We start from the raw sequence: 17,113 nt of genomic DNA on the forward strand, positions 1-17,113 counted from the left end.
GAGGGAGGGTTGGTGTTTCAACCTTGGGGGAATTGGGATGTCAGTTGCAGGACAGTTCCTGGCCGGCGTGTTGCTGGTTTCGGGAGCGGCCACTGTGTGGGCCGCGCCGGCATTGCCGGCACCGCAGGAGTTCTATTTCGACAGCGACGCCGCTGCCGCGCCGATCACGGTGGTGCAGGGTGAAGGCGAAGACCTGGTGGCACAGCTGCTGAAGCATCGCGAGCGTGGCCGCAAGGGGCTGGAAGCCACGGCGCAGCTGGCGTCGGTGGCCATCGCGCAGGGGCGCGCGGAACTGGGCGACAAGCTCTATCGCGAGGCACTGGCCGAGGCGCCGGTGCAGAGCGCGCTGGGCCGCAGCGTACGCTGGAACTATGGCTGGGACCTGTTGCGGCAGGGCCAGGCGCTGGCCGCGCTGGAACAGTGGCAGGCCGCTGCCAGCACCCTGCGCAGCAATCCGGGCTGGGTACCGCCGAGCTATGCGTTGGCGCTGTGGCGGGCCGGCCAGCAGCAGGAGGCGGTGAAGTGGTATGCCGCCGCCGTACGGACCGAGCCGGGGCAATGGCGCGACAGCAGCCATTACGCGCAGCTGTTGCCGCAATGGCGCGACGACGAACGCGCGACGTTGGCCGAAGTACAGCAGGCCTGGCTGGCCGCGCCTCCAGCCTGGCCCTGACAGCGGCCGGCCGCTGGCGGCGTGCAAGGGGGCCTACAATGGTTGGCCCTTCGCTGCCATGAGCTCCGGATGCGCCAACGCGCTACCTTGCTGTTGTTCCTGTCGCTGCTGCTGCCAGGGGGGCTGAATGCTCAGGACCGGTCCGTGCCGGACTGGCTGCAGCCGGTCGTCACCCGCATCGCCGCCCTGCAGGCCAGCGATGTCCCGGCCGAGCGCTGGCAGGGGGCCGAGTTGTCGCTGGCATTGGGCGTAAAGGCCGATGGCCAGCGCCTGACCGATGCCGATGCACTCACGCCGGTTTTCCTGGACGCCTGGCAGGCCGCGCCAGCGCACCGCTTCCACCGCCACCGCCTGTTGCGGCTGTGCCAGGGCACGCTCACCTGCGGTGACCCCGTCGGTCGCAATCTTGGCTTGCCCACGGCTGCGCCCACAGGTGCCGGGCTGTTGCCGGCACTGCTGGAGGCGCAGCGTGCGGACGATCAGGACAACGGCGAGGGCGCGTGGCAGGCGGTGCAGGTGGCCTGGCGGTTGGAAGAAGTCGGCATGGCGACACAGCAGCTGCGCGCCGCCGCGGAACGGCAACCGTTCGGTGATGGGACGCGGCGGCTGCTGGCGATGCAGCTGCAGGCGCTGGCAGGGGTGTCGTTGTCCGACACGCCGCTGGAGGAGGCGGACCGCAGCCCGCGGCAGATCGTCGAAGACGCCCTGCTGGGGTCGCTGGAGGAACGCACCTTGTGGGACTTCGCCGGCATTGCGCTGTGCGGGCAGGCACAGCACAGCGCAACGTGCAGGAGGCTGGCCACGCAGATGACAGCCAGTGGCGATCTGGGTCTGCAGGAACTGGCACTGCGGCTGGTGCCCGCCGATCCTGATGCCCAGCGCGCACTTGACTGGCTGCAGTGGCAACAGCTGAGTGCGCGGCGGCGGGGGCTGCCCGCCGGCTACCTGCAGCGCGCCGCGCGCGAAGGCACGACGGCAGCCATCAGCCGCCTGTTGCAGGAAAACGGTCTGCCGCTGACCCCGCCCGCTGGCTGGAGCCCAGACACCGCACCCTGACCGACAGGGAATCCACGCCCTGCGTGGATGGACGCGGTGGCGGCGACCTTCAGTCGTCCGCGGACACCGTGCGCCCCGACGCCCATTCCCGCAACGCCGCCACCTGCTCGGCCATCAGCACCGACAACGGCCGTGTCGTGCGGATCTCGCCCATCAGCAGTTCGGTATCCAGTGGCCGGCCTTCGGCATGCGCCGAATACAGCCCGGCCACGATCGCCTGCTCGATTTCCGCACCGGAAAACCCGTTGGCCGCTGCGGCCAGTGCGGGCAGCGCGAAGTCGTCGGCATTGAGCTGGCGCCGTCCCAGGTGCAGCCGCAGCAGTTCCACGCGCACATCGGCCGAGGGCAGGTCGACGAAGAAGATCTCGTCGAAGCGGCCCTTGCGCAGCAGCTCGGCCGGCAGCTCGTGCACCTGGTTGGCGGTGGCCACGATGAACACCGGCGCCTTGCGCTCGGCCATCCAGGTCAGCAGGTAGCCGAGCACGCGGCGCGACACGCCGCCATCCTCGGTGCCGGTGGCCAGGCCCTTTTCGATCTCATCCATCCACAGCACGCACGGCGCCAGCTGCTCGGCCGAGGCCAGTGCCTGGCGCAGGTTGGCTTCGGTCTCGCCGTGGTACTTGTTGTACAGCGCGCCCACGTCCAGGCGCAGCAGCGGCACGCCGAAGCCGGCGGCGGTGGCCTTGGCCAGCATCGACTTGCCGCAGCCCTGCACGCCCAGCAGCAGCATGCCGCGCGGCGGGTCCAGCCCGGCCGGTGCCGAGCCGGCGATGAAGGCGACGCGACGCTGGTTGATCCAGCGCTTGAGCCGGTTGGCGCCAGCCACATCGCCGAAGCGCGCGCTGTCATGTTCAAAGAACAGGTGGCCGCTGCGGTTGAGCAGCTCGAACTTCAGCCGCGCCAACTGCGGCAGGTCGTCGTCGCGCAGCGCGCCATCGGCATAGATCAGCTGCCGCGCGATGCGCCGCGCATCGACCAGGCTCAGGCCCTGCAGGTTCTTCAGGATCTTCTTGACCGCCTCGCTGTCCACTTCCACCCGGCGCCCGCCGTGTTCGCGTGCATAGGCATCGGCTTCCTCGCGCAGCATCTTCAGCAGTGCATTGGCGTCGGGCAGGCGCGGGTTGAAGCGCACCGCCAGGGCTTCCAGTTCGGCGGGCAGTTCCACCTTGGCGCCGATCAGCACCAGCACGTGCGGTTCGCTGTGGCGGCGCTGGATCAGGTCGCGCAGGGCACGCTGGTGGCTGGCGTAGCCCAGGTAGGGGTGGAAATCGAGCAGCAGGTACACGCCGCGCTGGTCGGCCTGGCGGATCATCTGCAATGCGGCACTGGCATCGGGCGGACCGACCGGCTCGTCCTCGCGCTCCAGGTCGATGCGGCGCAGGCCTTCGGTGATCGACCAGCGGTGCAGGGCCCGCCAGACATGCATCAGCGTCTGCCGGAACAGCTCGACGATGCGACCCTCATCCTGGGTCTCGACCACGATCAACGGCGTGTTGGCGCGGATCAGTGCGCTCAGGTCCTGCAGTTCGCTCATGGCGGTTCGATCCTTCGGGGGCGCCACGATAGCAAAGGCCGGGGGCACTGGTTCAGCACGGCTCTACCTTCCGTCACCATCGGCGGTGTACGCTCGGGGCACGTACCCGGAAGCGAGGCTGGCATGAAGACGATCCTGGTGGCCGGTTCCAAGGGCGGGGTGGGCAAGACCACCATCGCCACCCACCTGGCCGCGTACGCGGCATTGCAAGGCAAGGCCACGGTGATCGCCGATGCCGACCCGCAGGGCTCCAGCACCCGCTGGGCACAGCGCCGGGCCGGGCTGGAAAGCGCGGTACTGCCGATCGACGTGTACCGCAAGAAGCAATGGGCGCAGAAGCTGCCCGATGGTACCGATACCGTGGTGATCGATGCACCGGCCGGCGCGCTGGCCGACGATATCCCGCATTTCCTCGACGCTGCCGATGCCGTGGTGGTGCCGGTGCTGCCCTCGGCACTGGACATCGAAGCCATCGTCGGCTTCCTCAACAGCCTGGCCCAGGTACCGCGCGTGCACAGCCGCAAGCTGCCGGTCGGGCTGGTGCTGAACCGCACCAAGCCCTGGACCCAGACCTCGCAGCAGGCCCTGCAGATGCTGGCTGACTGGCCCTATCCGGTGGTCGCCCAGCTGCGCGACAGCCAGAGCTATGTGGTCATGACCGGCCTGGGCCGCAGTCTTTTCGATTACCGCTCCGCCCAGGTGCGCGAGCACCAGGCCGACTGGGAACCCCTGTTGTCCTGGCTGAAGCTGTAACAGCCGTAGGTCTCCATCCCTTCATTGGAATCCCGCAATGCGCGAACTGATCCTGCTCCGCCACGCCCACGCCGAACCGGCCACCACCGGCCAGGCCGACCTCGACCGGCCGTTGTCGCCGGTGGGGCTCGCTGAAGCCGAAGCCGCCGGCAAGTGGCTGAAGGAGAACAACCTGCTGCCGGACTGCGTGCTGTGTTCACCGTCGCGGCGGACCCGCGAAACCCTGGAAGCGGTGATGGCAGCCATCGGCTATGTCGAAAAGCGCCTGGAAGACCGCATCTACGAGGCCACCCCCGGCACCCTGGCCGCGCTGGTGGACGAGCGCCGTGACCTGGACCGGGTGCTGATCGTCGGCCACAACCCCGGGCTGGAGCAGCTGGTGGCGCTGATGACCGATGGCACCAGCAGTGATTACCGTGGCATGCCGCCGGGCGGCGTGGCCGTGCTCGGGTTCGCCCGCGAGGCGACGATCGAGCCGGGCGTGGCCAGCCTGAACGCCTTCTGGTGGCCGTGAGCCGATGAGGTTGGCGTTGCCGGGCCGCTGTCTGCTGCCAGTCGTTCTGGCCATCGGCCCGGCCTGGGCTGCCGCACCGCCACCGACCGCGCTGCCGGCGGTCGTGGCCGAACCGCCGCGTACGCTGCAGCTGGATGTGGTGCGCTCGCAGATCGGTTTCGAAGTCCGCACCCGCTTCGGCCAGCGCATCGAGGGCGTGTTCCCCCGTTTCGAGGGGCGTATCGAGGTGCTGTCCGATGGCCGCCACCAGGTCCACCTGAAGATGTTCACCCGCACCGTGGAGATTCCCGGCAAGGACCGCTATACCGGCTGGATGCGCGGCCCCGAGTTCTTCGATGCCGGCCGTTACCCGTTCGTGGAGTTCGACTCGCTGCCGTACTGGCCGGAGACGGTTGCCGAGGGCGGCGGTATCGACGGCCGGCTGACCCTGCGCGGGGTCAGCCATCCGGAGACGCTCAAGGTCGAGAAAGCGGAATGTGCCCGACCCGGCTATGATTGCGACGTCGTCAGCCGCGGTACCGTGCAACGAGGTCGGTATGGCATGGACAGCTGGCAGCTTGCCTTGAGTGACCGAGTGACTTTCGTATTGCGTGCGCGCCTCAGCGAGGCGCCGAAACCGTGAATCCCTTGCTGCGTGTATTGGCGCTGGCAACCGTGTTGCTGGGCAGCGGCTGCGCGTCGCTGTCGCATGCCCAGCGTGATCGCGCCGAGGCGATTGCCGTGCAGGCGCGCTCGACCCAGGTCGATTGCCAGCAGGCCGACCGCTGCGCGCTGGATTCGCCCCTGCGGGCACTGGCCGGCCGGGCGTTCAGCGAATCGACCCCGGACCAGCCGCGGCACTACGCCACCCTGCTGGACGAGGGCGAAGGTGCGCTGGTCGCGCGCCTGAACCTGCTGCGCAGCGCCACCCGCAGCATCGACCTGCAGACCTACATCTTCGACAAGGACGACAGCGCCCGCCTGGTCATCGACGAGCTGCTGGCGGCGTCGCGGCGCGGGGTGAAGGTGCGGCTGCTGATCGACCAGCTTTCGGCGATCTCCGACCTGCAGATCCTCGGCGCACTGGCCGGTGCCCACGAGAACTTCCAGCTGCGGGTCTACAACCCGACCTTCGGCAAGGCCCGTCTGAACTACTTCGACTATGCCGGCAGCGTGCTGTGCTGCTTCCGCCGCTTCAACCAGCGCATGCACAACAAGCTGCTGGTGGTTGACGATGCGATCGGCGTGGTCGGTGGGCGCAACTACCAGGACGACTATTACGACTGGGACCGCGAATACAACTTCCGCGACCGTGACGTGCTGATCGCCGGCCCCGAAGCACGCGCGATGGCGGCCAACTTCGATGCCTTCTGGCGCGCGCAGCGCAGCGTGCCGGCCGAGCGCCTGAACGATGTCGGCCGTACCCTGCTCAAGCAGGGCGTGCCGCTGCTGCCGCCGGCGCAGTTCCGCAGGCCCGAGCGGGTGGAGCGGGTCAGCGAGGAAGCCAACGACGTCGCCTTCGTCACCCGTTCGTTCGTGGATACCGCCCTGCCGGTCGCCTCGGTGCGCTATGTGGCCGATCTGCCGCGCAAGCACCGGCGTGAGCGCGCCGACGCCCCACTGGCCGGGCAGCATGTCACCGAGCCGCAGCTGGATGCACTGATCTCCAGTGCGCAGCACGAAGTGATCCTGCAGACGCCCTACCTGGTGCTGTCCAAGCCGGCACAGAAACTGTTCCGCGAGCTGCGCAAGCGCCCGCAGCCGCCGCGCGTGGTGGTATCCAGCAACAGCCTGGCCGCCACCGACAACCCGATCGTGTATGCGCTGTCCTACAAGTACAAGCGGCGCAACATGCGCGAGCTGGGCTTCAACATCTTCGAATTCAAGCCGTTCCCGCTGGATGCCCCGGTCGATTACCGCAACCTGCTGCCCGACCCGATCGCAGCGCCGGGCAGCGATACCGGCCGCAATCCGCTGCTCGGTGGCAGCGCGGCGGGCAGCAATGCCGGTGGCGGTAGTGGTGGTGATGCGGTGGCCGCTGCGGATGTGGACGACCGGCCGGCGCGGGTGATCCATCCGCGTACCGGCAGTGCGTATGAGAATGCCCGTGCGCGCCGGCGTGCTGCCGGCAGCGAAGTCGAGACCCGCCTGCTGCGTACCGAAACGCGCCCCTCGTTCCTGGGCAGCAAGGCGGTCAACAAGCCGCTGCCGGTCACCCGCAAGGGCGCGCGCATGGGCCTGCATGCCAAGTCGCTGGTGGTCGACCGCCGCATCGGCGTGGTCGGCACCCACAACTTCGATCCGCGCAGCGAGAACTACAACACCGAAGGCGCGGTGATCATCGACGATCCGACCTTCGCCGAGCAGCTGGCCCAGAGCATCCTGCGCGATACCCACCCGCAGAACTCCTGGACGGTGGCGCCGCGTGCCAAGCCGCCGGTCCTGTCCGGCCTGAACTACAGCGTCGGCAAGGCCTCCGAGGCGCTGCCGATCCTCGACTTCTGGCCGTGGCGCTATGCCACCGACTACGAGTTCAAGCCCGGCCCGGACTGCCCGCAGCCACTGCCGCGGCAGAGCGCCGATTTCCACCGCTGCTATGTCGCGGTGGGCGACTTCCCCGAGGTCAATGTCGGGCCGAAGTGGCTGCTGGTGCGCATGCTGACCGCATTCGGCGCCGGCCTCGTTCCCATCCTCTGAAGGTAGCCGCATGACCCAGGTATTCCGCGAAGCCGTTTCCATCGAGCAGCTCAACGCACTCAGCCGCAATACCGCCATCGATACTCTCGGCATCGTCTTCAGCGCCGCTGGCGAGGACTGGCTGCAGGCGACCATGCCGGTGGATGAGCGCACCCGCCAGCCGTACGGCATCCTGCACGGTGGCGCCTCGGTGGTGCTGGCCGAAACCCTCGGCAGCAGCGCCGGCAACCTCTGCGTGGATACCGCCAAGCAGGTCTGCGTGGGCCTGGAGATCAACGCCAACCACGTACGCGCCGTGCGTTCGGGTACGGTCACCGGCACCGCGCGCGCGGTGCACGTGGGCCGCAGCACCCAGCTGTGGGAAATCCGCATCGAGGACGAGCAGGGCCGGCTGGTCTGCATCTCGCGGCTGACCCTGGCCGTGGTGGCGGCCGGGCACGGTTGAGCCGTCGCGGCATCGGTGACGGCGGCGGAACCCAGCGTTCCCCACCGATGGCCGCCGTCAATGAGACTTATGGCCGAATTCGGCTGGCAGCGATGGCAGCCCTCCGGTATCGTGCGTGGATGACTTCCCCCACTCCGGCCCCCCGCGGCGGCGTGGCGCGTGTGTGCCGTTACCTGTACCGCGTACCGCTGCTGTTGGTCCACATCACCGTGTTCCTGCCGCTGATCCTGATCGGCATGCTTCCGCCATGGGGCGAGCTGCGCGTGGGCGATGCTACCTTCGGCGCCAAGGTAGTGAACTGGTGGCAGGGCGGCCTGATGTGGATCTTCGGCTTCCGCCTGTCGCGCGTCGGCCAGCCGCTGCCGGGCGCAGTGCTGTTCGTCGCCAACCATGTCAGCTGGGTCGATATCTCCATCCTGCACAGCCAGCGCATGATGGGCTTTGTCGCCAAGCGCGAGATCGCCAGCTGGCCGGTGGTCGGTTGGCTTGCCGCGCGCGGCCAGACCATTTTCCACCAGCGTGGCAACACCGAATCGCTCGGTGGGGTGATGCAGGTGATGGCCGACCGCCTGCGCGCCGGCAAGGCGGTAGGCGTGTTCCCGGAAGGGCGTACCCGCGGCGGCCATGACGTTGGCCCGTTCCATGCGCGCATCTTCCAGGCCGCCGTCGAAACCAGCGTGCCGGTGCAGCCGGTGGCGCTGATCTACGGCGTGCGCGGGGATGCACAGACCATCGTGGCCTTCGGCCCGGGCGAGAGTTTCTTCGCCAATTTCCTGCGCCTGCTCGGTGAGCCGGCGCGGCATACCGAAGTGCATTTCCTGGAGCCGATCGGCACCCAGGACCTGGAAGGCCGTCGGCGCATCGCGGAAACTTCGCGCGCGCGCATCGTGGCGGCCATGAGCGGGGATTGAGGCGAGGGTGGCCGTGTCTCCGCCACCGACCCTCGACGCTGATGCGCCGATGCTCACCGCGTCCGACTATCAGCCGCCGCGCTGGCTGCGCAATCCGCACCTGCAGTCGATGCTCAGCTCCAGCCGCATGCGCCTGCAGCGCGGCCTGCTGCTGCTGGCCGCCACCGGCGCGGTCAGCGAGGAGCTGATCCTCGATGGTGGCGAAGGTGTGCGCCTGCAGGGTTGGCACAGCCATGTCGAAGGGCGCGAACCGCGCGGCATCGCCCTGCTGCTGCACGGCTGGGAAGGCAGCGCCGAATCCAGCTACATGCGCATGGCCGCTGCCCGCATGCTGGAGCAGGGGTTCGACGTGGTGCGGCTGAATTTCCGCGACCACGGCAACACCCATCATCTCAATCCCGGCATCTTCCACTCCAACCTCATCGACGAAGTGGTGCACGCCGCAGGCGATGTCGCCCAGCGCTGGCCCGATCTGCCGCTGGTTGCAGCCGGCTACTCGCTGGGTGGCAACTTCGTGCTGCGGCTGGCCCTGCGCGCACCGGCCGCCGGTGTACCGCTGCAGCACGTGGCCGCGGTCTGCCCGGTGCTCGACCCCGGGCTGACCATGGAGAACATCGAGAACGGCCCGGCGATGTACGACTGGTACTTCCGCCGCAAGTGGGCCGGCTCGCTGCGGCGCAAGCGCGATCTGTTCCCCGAACTGAGCGACTGCGACGACCGTGTGCTGAACATGGACATCCGTTCGCTGACCGCCTGGCTGGTCGAGCGGCACACCACGTTCGGTTCGTTGCAGGCCTATTTCGATGGCTACTCCATCGCCGGCGACCGCCTGTCCACGCTGCAGGTACCTGCTGACATCCTGATGGCGCAGGACGATCCGGTGATCCCCTACGCGACCTTCCGCGACTGGCAGCTGCCGCAGCAGGCGCGGCTGGAAACCGCCTGCTGGGGCGGCCACTGTGGCTTCCTGGAAAACTGGCGCGGCGATGGGTTCTCCGAGCGCTGGGTCGCACAGCGCCTGCGGCGGGTCCTGCCGGGCTGAACCGGCACCGGCGCGCGGCCCGCTACAATGCGGGTTTGACCTTGAACCGGACGGCCATGCAAGACCAGATCCTCCAAGCGTTGCGCCAGAACGATGCCGGCCAGGCCGTGCAGCTGGCCCAGGCGTGGACCCGTGACGAACCCGGCAAGGCCGAGGCCCACCGCTGGCTGGCGCTTGCGCTGCAGCAGCAGGGCCAGGCCGAGGCCGCGATGGAGGCGTTGCAGCAGGCGCTGCAGCTGGCCCCCGATGATGCGCAGCTGCACCTGCAGCACGCCGGCCTGCTGCTGGCACTGCGCCAGTTCGACGGTGCCGATGAAGCCCTGCTGCGCACCACCGGGCTGGACCCCAACGCCTTCCCGGCTTACCTGATGCAGGCGCACCTGGCGGTGGGCCGCAATGATTTCGACGAGGCCCAGCGGCTGTCGACCCTGGCCTCGCGGCTGGAGCCGGACCATCCGGAACTGCTGACCATCGATGGCATGGTCGCGCTGCGCCGCGGCGACGCCGACCGTGCGCTGGCCCTGTTGTCGGCGGCCAGCCAGGCGCTGCCGGACGATACCCGCGTGCTGTACGCACTGGGCTTTGCCTATCTGGGCAAGGACATGCTGGCGTTTGCCGAGCAGGCGTTCCGTCGCGTGCTGGCGTTGAACCCGAAGATGTCCTCGCTGCACGGCATGGTGGTGCAGCTGGCCTTGCGCCAGGGCAACGTGGAGGCCGCCGCCGAGGCAATGCAGCAGGCGCTGCAGGAGCCGGAGCTGGACGTGCCGCCGATGCGCCGCCTGGCCGGCGAACTGGCACTGCGCAGTGGCCAGCCGCTGCAGGCGCTGGAGCACCTGCTGCCGCTTCTGGAATCGCTGCAGGGTGATCGCCAGGTGCTGCAGCTGCTGCTGATGTCCTGGCAGCGCCTGGGCCGCGAAGATGAAGCCCGCACACGCCTGGATGACGCTCTGGAAAGCAATGACCAGCTGCATGACCTGTGGCTGGCACGACTGGCCGTGGAAGACGTCGGCAGTGCCGGCGCCGTAGCCGTCGTGGAGCGCTGGATGGCAGCGATGCCCGGCCACCTGCCGGCGCTGGAAGCGCGCATGCGCCTGCATGACATGGCCGGCGAGCATGAGCAGGGCGAAGCCATCGCCGAGCGCATCACCACCCTGGAACCGGGCCGCGTCAGCGGTGAAAGCCGTCGCGTCGAGGGGCTGCTGCAGCGTGACCCGGCCGCCGCCGTGGAGCGCGTGCAGGCCCTGATCGCACAGGCACCGGAGGGACACCGCGCTGATCTGCGGACCTGGCTGGGCGAGATCCAGGATCGCGCCGGGCAGCCGGAAGAAGCGCTGCGTACGTGGATGGCGCTGCAGACCGACCAGGCTTCGCAGCGGCTGCCGTTGCCGCCGCAGGCCAAGGCACCGCCGAGCTGGCCGGAGATGGCCAGCATCGACGAAGCGACGCGCGACAGCGGCTCGGCGCCGATCTTCCTGTGGGGCGCCCCGGGTTCGGGCGTGGAGCGGGTGGCAACCGGCCTGGCCGCTGCCAGCCCGGTGCTGCGCAGTGATCGTTACACCGCCACGCCACCGGACGATGCCTTCCAGAACTACAACACGCTGCAGGACCTGGCGTCGGGCGTGCTGAGCCCGGAACGCCTGGTCGAGCGTTGGCGCGAGCACCTGCCCGCCCGCGGCCTGGAAAGTGACACCGTGATCGACTGGCTGCTGTGGTGGGACAACGCGCTGTTGTGGGCATTGCGCCCGCAGCTGCCGCAGGGTCGCCTGCTGCTGGTGCTGCGCGACCCGCGCGACATGCTGCTGGACTGGATCGCCTATGGTGCCGCCGCTCCGCTGGCGATGACCTCGATGGCCGAAGCCAGCCAGTGGCTGGTGCGTTCGCTGACCCAGATCGCCGCGCTGCACGAGGAAGACCTGTATCCGCACGTGCTGCTGCGCATCGACGACATCGGCAACGATGCACATGCGATGGCCGACCTGCTGGGCCGCGTGTTCGGGCGTCCGATGCCGCCGGCTGCACAGCTGGGTGCACCGCGCCTGCCTGCCGGCCACTGGCGCAGGTATCGCGACGTGATGGGCGCCGCGTTCGCCCAGCTCACCCCGGTCGCGGTGCGCTTGGGTTACCCGGAAGAGTGAGGAGCATCTGATGCAACTGAGCAGTCACAGCCTGGTCAACGGTGCGCCGATCGACCGTGAGTTCGCCGCCGGCGATGCCGCCGGCTTCGCCCCCGACCGCAACCCGCACCTGGCCTGGAGCGGTGTGCCCGATGGCACCCGCTCGTTCCTGCTGGTGTGCGTGGACCCGGACGTGCCAACGGTGCCGGAAACGGTCGGCCGCGATGACATGAGCGTGCCGCGCGATCAGCCGCGCTGCGATTTCGTGCACTGGGTGATGGCCGACATTCCGGCTTCGGTGCAGGAGATCGCCGCTGGCAGCTGCAGCGATGGTTTCGTGGTGAAGGGCAAGACCGCGCCGGCCGGCCCGGCCGGCAGCCGCCAGGGCCTGAATGATTTCACCGGCTGGTTCGCCGGCAATCCGGACATGGCCGGTGATTACCTCGGCTACGACGGCCCGTACCCGCCGTTCAACGACGAGCGCGTGCACCGCTATTTCTTCCGTGTGTTCGCGCTGGATGTGACCACGCTGTCGTTGCCCGAACGCTTCACCGCCGCCGATGCGTACCGTGCAATGCACGGCCACGTACTGGCCGAAGCGGCGCTGCACGGCACCTACACGTTGAACCCGGCGTTGGCCTGATAACAGCCTTCGGGTAGTGCCGGCCGCTGGCCGGCATCCGCTGTACGTGGCAGCCGGCCAGCGGCCGGCTCTACCCACCAGCGAAGAAGGGCGGCCAGTGGCCGCCCTCTTCATTTCGCCGGCAGCGGCGCGGGTTTGAACACCAGCACTTCGCCCTTGGCATTGCGCACGACCAACGCACCGGTGTCGTCCAACGCGAGGGTGGGTGCGGTATCGCGACCGTGAAACAGCGTTTCGGCTCGCCGTTCCTGCGCATCCACCTTGGGATTGATGCACAGCGCGGTGGTCCGGATGCCGCTCTCCAGGATCAGCCGGTCGTCCTGCAGGTGGTAATGACTGCTGGCCTGGTTGCACAGGTTCAACTCGCTCATGTAGCCGGGCTGGAAGCGCAGCGTGTACGGCGCCCGGCCCCTGACGAACAACGCGTCGATACGCTTGCCCTGCGCGTCGGTGGCGCGCGTGAGCTGCCACGGATGGGCTTCAAGCTGGTCGGTGGTGGGTGTGCTGGCGGCGCGTGCACTGCTGCCAATGCCAATGCCAATGCCAATGCCGATGGCCAGCCAGGCCAGTGTGAGCATGTACGTCCGTTTCATGCCGATCTCCCTGATGCATGTGGGTAGTGCCGACCGCTGGCCGGCATGTTCCGCAGGTCGCCTGAGCTGTGTGCAGCCGCCGGCCAGAGGCCGGCCCTGCCCACAACGAAGAAGGGCGACCTCGCGGCCGCCCTCCTGCATTACTTCTTCTCGATGGCCGACTCGACCACCATGTCCAGCACGTACGCCTGCGACGGCGCATCGGCCGGCGGGTTCTTCACTTCGTAGCGCTTCACACGCACCACGTTGCGCACGCCGTCTTCGTGGGTGTAACCCTCGATGTTGCCGTAGAAGTTCTCGAACTTGCCCGGCTCGCCCTGCTTCAGGCCCTTGTCGTCGAACTTCACTTCGCGCACCTGCAGGCACTGGTAATCCGGGATCAGCGGGTGCGAGCACTTCTCGGTCTTCGCAGCCACTTCCAGGAACACGGTTTCGCCGGCGCCGCCATAGCGCGTTTCAGCGGTCGGTTCCGGGTTGAACACCAGCACGTCGCCCTTGGCGGTGGTCAGGGTCAGCACGCCGTTGGCATCCTGTTCGGCCTTCAGTTCGCCCTGCAGACGGCTGGAGACGGCTTCGTCCAGCGCCATCAGCGCTTTGTCGGTGCAGGCCATCATGGTCGAGGCCATCGCGCTCACGCTCAGCTTGCCATCGGCCAGGGTGTAACCGCCGCCCATGCGGTTGCAGGTGTTGCTGACCGACAGGCGGCCATCAACGAAGTCCAGGGTGACCGGCTTGTCTGCGCGGGCAAACAGCGCATCGATGCGCTTGCCATCGGCCGCGGTGGCCTGCTGCAGCAGCCAGTGCTGGCTCTGCAGGCGCTGCGCATCCAGGTGTGCCAGCGCCTTCTGGTCGCCGGCCTTGGCCGCGGCCGGGGCCAGATCGTCACCGCCGGTACCGGCCGGGGCAGGGGTCTGGCTGCAGGCGGCCAGCAGGGCCAGCGGGAGGAGCAGGGTGAGCTTGCGGTTCATGGTGATTCTCCTTGGGGAACCGAGGGGGAAACGGACCGGGGCCGGCAACGGGGTTGCCGTGCCCCGGCGCTGTTCAGCTGCCGGATGGCAACCACAGCAGCAATGCAGCGCCCAGGGCGATGCGGTAAATCGCGAACGCCGTGAAGCGATGCGACTTGATGTAGCCCATCAACCACTTCACTACGACGAAGCCGGTGATGGCTGCGGCAAGGAAGGCCACGCCAACGTCGGTCCAGTTCTCGCTGCCCAGGTTCCCTTCCTTGGCCAGTTCCAGGAAGGTGTAGGCGCTGGCGGCGAACATGGTGGGAATGCCGACCAGGAACACGAACTCGGCAGCGGCCGCGCGGCGGCTCAGGCCCAGCAGCATGGCCAGGAAGATCGCCGAGGCCGAGCGCGAGGTACCGGGGAACACGCCGGCCACCACCTGCGCCAGGCCAACACCGATGGCCACCGTCCAGGTCACCTGGTCGCGATCGGGCAGGCGCGCGGTATAGGCCTCCACCAGCAGCATCCAGATGCCGCCGATGATCAGCGCCCAGGCCACCGGGCTGACGGTTTCCGGCAGCGACCAGCCGGCCTTGCGCACCACCAGGCCGACTACTGCGGTTACCAGGAAGGCCGCGCCGAGCTTGAACACGTACTCGCGGTTCTCGCGCTGGCCGAAGCCGGTGGCCAGCTGCAGCAGGCGCTGGCGGAACACCAGCACCACGGCCAGGATCGCACCGGCCTGGATGATGATGTTGAAGAAGTCCGATCGCGCGCCCAGCCAGTGCTGGGCGATCAGCAGGTGGCCGGTGCTGGAGATCGGCAGGAATTCGGTCAAGCCTTCGAGGATGCCCAGCAGCAGGGCGGAGAGCAGGTCGGACATGGACGGTGCGGGCGCTGGCGGCGGAAGAAGCCCGAGAGAATAGACGATCCATGCCGCACCAAACGGGTGCGTGCGGCAATCCGCGCACCCGTTTGGTGCATGTGCGTCTGCACCGCGCTGGGGCAGGCGCTTTGAAATCAACAACTTGTGAAGGCCGAAAAGTTGGCACGGTCGTTGCTGTACCTCAGCAGGCATTCATTCCCATCCGAGGTCGTACCGATGTCCGTGGAAAACGTTGAGAAGCTGATCAAGGACAACCAGATCGAGTTCGTCGATCTGCGTTTCGTCGACATGCGTGGCGTCGAGCAGCACGTCACCTTCCCGGTCAGCATCATCGAGCCGTCGCTGTTCGAAGAAGGCAAGATGTTCGATGGCAGCTCGATCGCCGGCTGGAAGGGCATCAACGAATCGGACATGGTGCTGCTGCCCGATACCGCCAGCGCCTACGTCGACCCGTTCTATGCCGATCCGACCATCGTGATCAGCTGCGACATCCTCGACCCGGCCACCATGCAGCCGTACGGCCGCTGCCCGCGCGGCATCGCCAAGCGCGCCGAGGCCTACCTGAAGTCCTCGGGCATCGCCGAAACCGMGTTCTTCGGCCCGGAGCCGGAATTCTTCATCTTCGATTCGGTCCGTTTCGCCAATGAAATGGGCAATACCTTCTTCAAGGTCGATTCGGAAGAAGCCGCCTGGAACAGCGGCGCCAAGTACGACGGCGCCAACAGCGGCTACCGTCCGGGCGTGAAGGGCGGTTACTTCCCCGTTCCGCCGACCGACACCCTGCACGACCTGCGTGCGGAGATGTGCAAGACCCTGGAACAGGTCGGCATCGAAGTGGAAGTGCAGCACCACGAAGTGGCCACCGCCGGCCAGTGCGAGATCGGCACCAAGTTCAGCACCCTGGTGCAGAAGGCCGACGAACTGCTGCGGATGAAGTACGTCATCAAGAACGTCGCCCACCGCAACGGCAAGACCGTCACCTTCATGCCCAAGCCGATCGTCGGCGACAACGGCAGCGGCATGCACGTGCACCAGTCGCTGTCCAAGGGCGGCACCAACCTGTTCTCCGGCGACGGCTACGGCGGCCTGAGCCAGCTGGCGCTGTGGTACATCGGCGGCATCTTCAAGCACGCCAAGGCCATCAACGCCTTCGCCAACTCGGGCACCAACAGCTACAAGCGCCTGGTGCCGGGCTTCGAAGCCCCGGTGATGCTGGCCTACTCGGCGCGCAACCGTTCGGCCTCGTGCCGCATTCCGTGGGTGTCCAACCCGAAGGCGCGCCGCATTGAAATGCGCTTCCCCGATCCGATCCAGTCGGGCTACCTGACCTTCACCGCGCTGATGATGGCCGGCCTGGACGGCATCAAGAACCAGATCGACCCGGGCGCACCGAGCGACAAGGATCTGTACGACCTGCCGCCGGAAGAAGAGAAGCTGATCCCGCAGGTCTGCTCCTCGCTGGACCAGGCGCTGGAAGCGCTGGACAAGGACCGCGAGTTCCTCAAGGCCGGTGGCGTGATGAGCGATGACTTCATCGACGGTTACATCGCGCTGAAGATGCAGGAAGTGACCAAGTTCCGCGCGGCGACCCACCCGCTGGAATACCAGCTGTACTACGCCAGCTGACCGGCTGCGATGGCGGTGGGTAACCCCTCCCACCCGCCGCCATCGCATCCGTCTTTGCGGCTGGGGAGCCGCAGGGCGGGCTCCGGCCCGCCGTGGTAGAGCGGACCGTTGGTCCGCTGCATTGGAAACGCGGGCCCTTGGCCCGCAGATCCAGGGGCAAGAGAGAGACCGGACACGCGACATGGGCCGCCCTCCCTCCCGCGTCGGCCGTGCAAGGAGAGAGGCACGGCTGTCCCGGCCCGATTCGTGTCCGGTGCAACAGCCACGGCCATCACCACGATGGCCCGTGGTTGCCTGATGCCATCGCGCGTTCGCGCGCTGGCCCCATCCACCATCGGGACATGCGCATGAAACTGATCTCCGCCATCATCCGACCGTTCAAGCTCGACGAGGTCCGCGAGGCCCTGTCCGATGCCGGCGTGTCGGGCATCACCGTGACCGAAGTGAAAGGCTTCGGCCGCCAGAAGGGCCACACCGAGCTGTATCGCGGTGCCGAGTACGTTGTCGACTTCCTGCCCAAGATCAAGATCGAAACCGTGGTCACCGACGAACGTGCCGACGCAGTGATCGAAGCGATCCAGTCGTCTGCAGGCACCGGCAAGATCGGCGACGGCAAGATCTTCGTGACCGCTGTCGAGCAGGTCATCCGCATCCGCACCGGCGAAATCGGCGCCGACGCGCTGTAAGCCCCCTT

The 17,113-nt window shown here is 67.8% G+C and carries 17 protein-coding genes; 13 read left to right on the plus strand and 4 right to left on the minus strand.

Translation table 11 applies throughout. The annotated features are described in order from the left end of the window. The first annotated feature begins 37 nt into the window (after positions 1–37). Positions 38–673, plus strand: a complete 636-nt coding sequence (locus tag AC1DCU_RS14595; RefSeq protein ID WP_313443967.1) for a tetratricopeptide repeat protein — start codon at positions 38–40, stop codon at positions 671–673. Between the two features lie 69 nt (positions 674–742). Beyond that, positions 743–1,729 (plus strand): hypothetical protein, encoded by a 987-nt coding sequence (locus AC1DCU_RS14600; RefSeq protein WP_032977992.1) that lies wholly within the window; start codon positions 743–745, stop codon positions 1,727–1,729. A gap of 49 nt (positions 1,730–1,778) precedes the next feature. On the opposite strand, the gene AC1DCU_RS14605 is transcribed toward AC1DCU_RS14600, so the two are convergent. Then, positions 1,779–3,263: an AAA family ATPase gene (locus AC1DCU_RS14605; RefSeq protein ID WP_025875996.1), complete on the minus strand. Its 1,485-nt coding sequence runs from the start codon at positions 3,261–3,263 to the stop codon at positions 1,779–1,781. Between the two features lie 123 nt (positions 3,264–3,386). Between AC1DCU_RS14605 and AC1DCU_RS14610 the strand changes: the two genes are divergently transcribed. The 9 genes from AC1DCU_RS14610 to AC1DCU_RS14650 all read left to right on the plus strand — a co-directional run bounded on the left by AC1DCU_RS14610 (position 3,387) and on the right by AC1DCU_RS14650 (position 12,361). Next, on the plus strand, positions 3,387–4,016 hold the full coding sequence (locus AC1DCU_RS14610; RefSeq protein ID WP_025875994.1) for a ParA family protein: 630 nt from the start codon (positions 3,387–3,389) through the stop codon (positions 4,014–4,016). 37 nt (positions 4,017–4,053) lie between these two features. Further along, a complete protein-coding gene (locus tag AC1DCU_RS14615) occupies positions 4,054–4,530 on the plus strand; it encodes a SixA phosphatase family protein (protein ID WP_032977995.1) in 477 nt (158 codons plus the stop codon). Between the two features lie 4 nt (positions 4,531–4,534). After that, a complete protein-coding gene (locus AC1DCU_RS14620) occupies positions 4,535–5,152 on the plus strand; it encodes a YceI family protein (RefSeq protein ID WP_025875990.1) in 618 nt (205 codons plus the stop codon). Next, complete coding sequence (locus AC1DCU_RS14625) at positions 5,149–7,206, plus strand: phospholipase D family protein (protein WP_032977998.1); 2,058 nt, start codon at positions 5,149–5,151, stop codon at positions 7,204–7,206. The genes AC1DCU_RS14620 and AC1DCU_RS14625 overlap by 4 nt, the downstream gene beginning before the upstream one ends. Before the next feature lie 10 nt (positions 7,207–7,216). Continuing rightward, positions 7,217–7,651 carry a hotdog fold thioesterase gene (locus AC1DCU_RS14630; protein ID WP_025875986.1) on the plus strand — a complete coding sequence of 145 codons (435 nt, stop codon included), beginning with the start codon at positions 7,217–7,219 and terminating at the stop codon, positions 7,649–7,651. A gap of 119 nt (positions 7,652–7,770) precedes the next feature. Next, positions 7,771–8,562 carry a lysophospholipid acyltransferase family protein gene (locus tag AC1DCU_RS14635; protein WP_025875984.1) on the plus strand — a complete coding sequence of 264 codons (792 nt, stop codon included), beginning with the start codon at positions 7,771–7,773 and terminating at the stop codon, positions 8,560–8,562. Positions 8,563–8,569: 7 nt separating this feature from the next. Then, complete coding sequence (locus AC1DCU_RS14640; RefSeq protein WP_025875982.1) at positions 8,570–9,604, plus strand: YheT family hydrolase; 1,035 nt, start codon at positions 8,570–8,572, stop codon at positions 9,602–9,604. A gap of 56 nt (positions 9,605–9,660) precedes the next feature. Then, the gene (locus AC1DCU_RS14645) at positions 9,661–11,739 is read left to right on the plus strand and encodes a tetratricopeptide repeat protein (protein ID WP_154878994.1); all 2,079 of its coding nucleotides are present in this window, start codon (positions 9,661–9,663) and stop codon (positions 11,737–11,739) included. A gap of 10 nt (positions 11,740–11,749) precedes the next feature. Beyond that, the gene (locus AC1DCU_RS14650) at positions 11,750–12,361 is read left to right on the plus strand and encodes a YbhB/YbcL family Raf kinase inhibitor-like protein (RefSeq protein WP_033832701.1); all 612 of its coding nucleotides are present in this window, start codon (positions 11,750–11,752) and stop codon (positions 12,359–12,361) included. A gap of 110 nt (positions 12,362–12,471) precedes the next feature. Here the strand turns inward: AC1DCU_RS14650 and AC1DCU_RS14655 are convergent, their stop codons facing one another. The 3 genes from AC1DCU_RS14655 to AC1DCU_RS14665 form a co-directional block, all read right to left on the minus strand. Beyond that, complete coding sequence (locus tag AC1DCU_RS14655; RefSeq protein WP_282280355.1) at positions 12,472–13,095, minus strand: META domain-containing protein; 624 nt, start codon at positions 13,093–13,095, stop codon at positions 12,472–12,474. Then, complete coding sequence (locus AC1DCU_RS14660; protein ID WP_282280354.1) at positions 13,095–13,922, minus strand: META and DUF4377 domain-containing protein; 828 nt, start codon at positions 13,920–13,922, stop codon at positions 13,095–13,097. The genes AC1DCU_RS14655 and AC1DCU_RS14660 overlap by 1 nt, the downstream gene beginning before the upstream one ends. A gap of 73 nt (positions 13,923–13,995) precedes the next feature. Further along, on the minus strand, positions 13,996–14,790 hold the full coding sequence (locus tag AC1DCU_RS14665) for an undecaprenyl-diphosphate phosphatase (protein ID WP_032978010.1): 795 nt from the start codon (positions 14,788–14,790) through the stop codon (positions 13,996–13,998). A gap of 219 nt (positions 14,791–15,009) precedes the next feature. Between AC1DCU_RS14665 and glnA the strand changes: the two genes are divergently transcribed. Together glnA and AC1DCU_RS14675 are read left to right on the plus strand one after the other, a co-directional pair. Then, positions 15,010–16,419: a type I glutamate--ammonia ligase gene (gene glnA, locus AC1DCU_RS14670; protein WP_478014200.1), complete on the plus strand. Its 1,410-nt coding sequence runs from the start codon at positions 15,010–15,012 to the stop codon at positions 16,417–16,419. 347 nt (positions 16,420–16,766) lie between these two features. Then, positions 16,767–17,105 carry a P-II family nitrogen regulator gene (locus tag AC1DCU_RS14675; protein WP_004134334.1) on the plus strand — a complete coding sequence of 113 codons (339 nt, stop codon included), beginning with the start codon at positions 16,767–16,769 and terminating at the stop codon, positions 17,103–17,105. Positions 17,106–17,113: the final 8 nt, after the last annotated feature.

The organism is Stenotrophomonas sp. 10L48, assembly GCF_056395105.1.

Excerpts from the sequence above, each read along its gene's own strand:
- AC1DCU_RS14595 (WP_313443967.1), top strand. The coding sequence starts at position 38 with ATGTCAGTTGCAGGACAGTTCCTGGCCGGCGTGTTGCTGGTTTCGGGA.
- AC1DCU_RS14600 (WP_032977992.1), top strand. The coding sequence starts at position 743 with ATGCGCCAACGCGCTACCTTGCTGTTGTTCCTGTCGCTGCTGCTGCCA.
- AC1DCU_RS14605 (WP_025875996.1), bottom strand. The coding sequence starts at position 3,263 with ATGAGCGAACTGCAGGACCTGAGCGCACTGATCCGCGCCAACACGCCG.
- AC1DCU_RS14610 (WP_025875994.1), top strand. The coding sequence starts at position 3,387 with ATGAAGACGATCCTGGTGGCCGGTTCCAAGGGCGGGGTGGGCAAGACC.
- AC1DCU_RS14615 (WP_032977995.1), top strand. The coding sequence starts at position 4,054 with ATGCGCGAACTGATCCTGCTCCGCCACGCCCACGCCGAACCGGCCACC.
- AC1DCU_RS14620 (WP_025875990.1), top strand. The coding sequence starts at position 4,535 with ATGAGGTTGGCGTTGCCGGGCCGCTGTCTGCTGCCAGTCGTTCTGGCC.
- AC1DCU_RS14630 (WP_025875986.1), top strand. The coding sequence starts at position 7,217 with ATGACCCAGGTATTCCGCGAAGCCGTTTCCATCGAGCAGCTCAACGCA.
- AC1DCU_RS14635 (WP_025875984.1), top strand. The coding sequence starts at position 7,771 with ATGACTTCCCCCACTCCGGCCCCCCGCGGCGGCGTGGCGCGTGTGTGC.
- AC1DCU_RS14645 (WP_154878994.1), top strand. The coding sequence starts at position 9,661 with ATGCAAGACCAGATCCTCCAAGCGTTGCGCCAGAACGATGCCGGCCAG.
- AC1DCU_RS14650 (WP_033832701.1), top strand. The coding sequence starts at position 11,750 with ATGCAACTGAGCAGTCACAGCCTGGTCAACGGTGCGCCGATCGACCGT.
- AC1DCU_RS14655 (WP_282280355.1), bottom strand. The coding sequence starts at position 13,095 with ATGCAGGAGGGCGGCCGCGAGGTCGCCCTTCTTCGTTGTGGGCAGGGC.
- AC1DCU_RS14660 (WP_282280354.1), bottom strand. The coding sequence starts at position 13,922 with ATGAACCGCAAGCTCACCCTGCTCCTCCCGCTGGCCCTGCTGGCCGCC.
- AC1DCU_RS14665 (WP_032978010.1), bottom strand. The coding sequence starts at position 14,790 with ATGTCCGACCTGCTCTCCGCCCTGCTGCTGGGCATCCTCGAAGGCTTG.
- AC1DCU_RS14675 (WP_004134334.1), top strand. The coding sequence starts at position 16,767 with ATGAAACTGATCTCCGCCATCATCCGACCGTTCAAGCTCGACGAGGTC.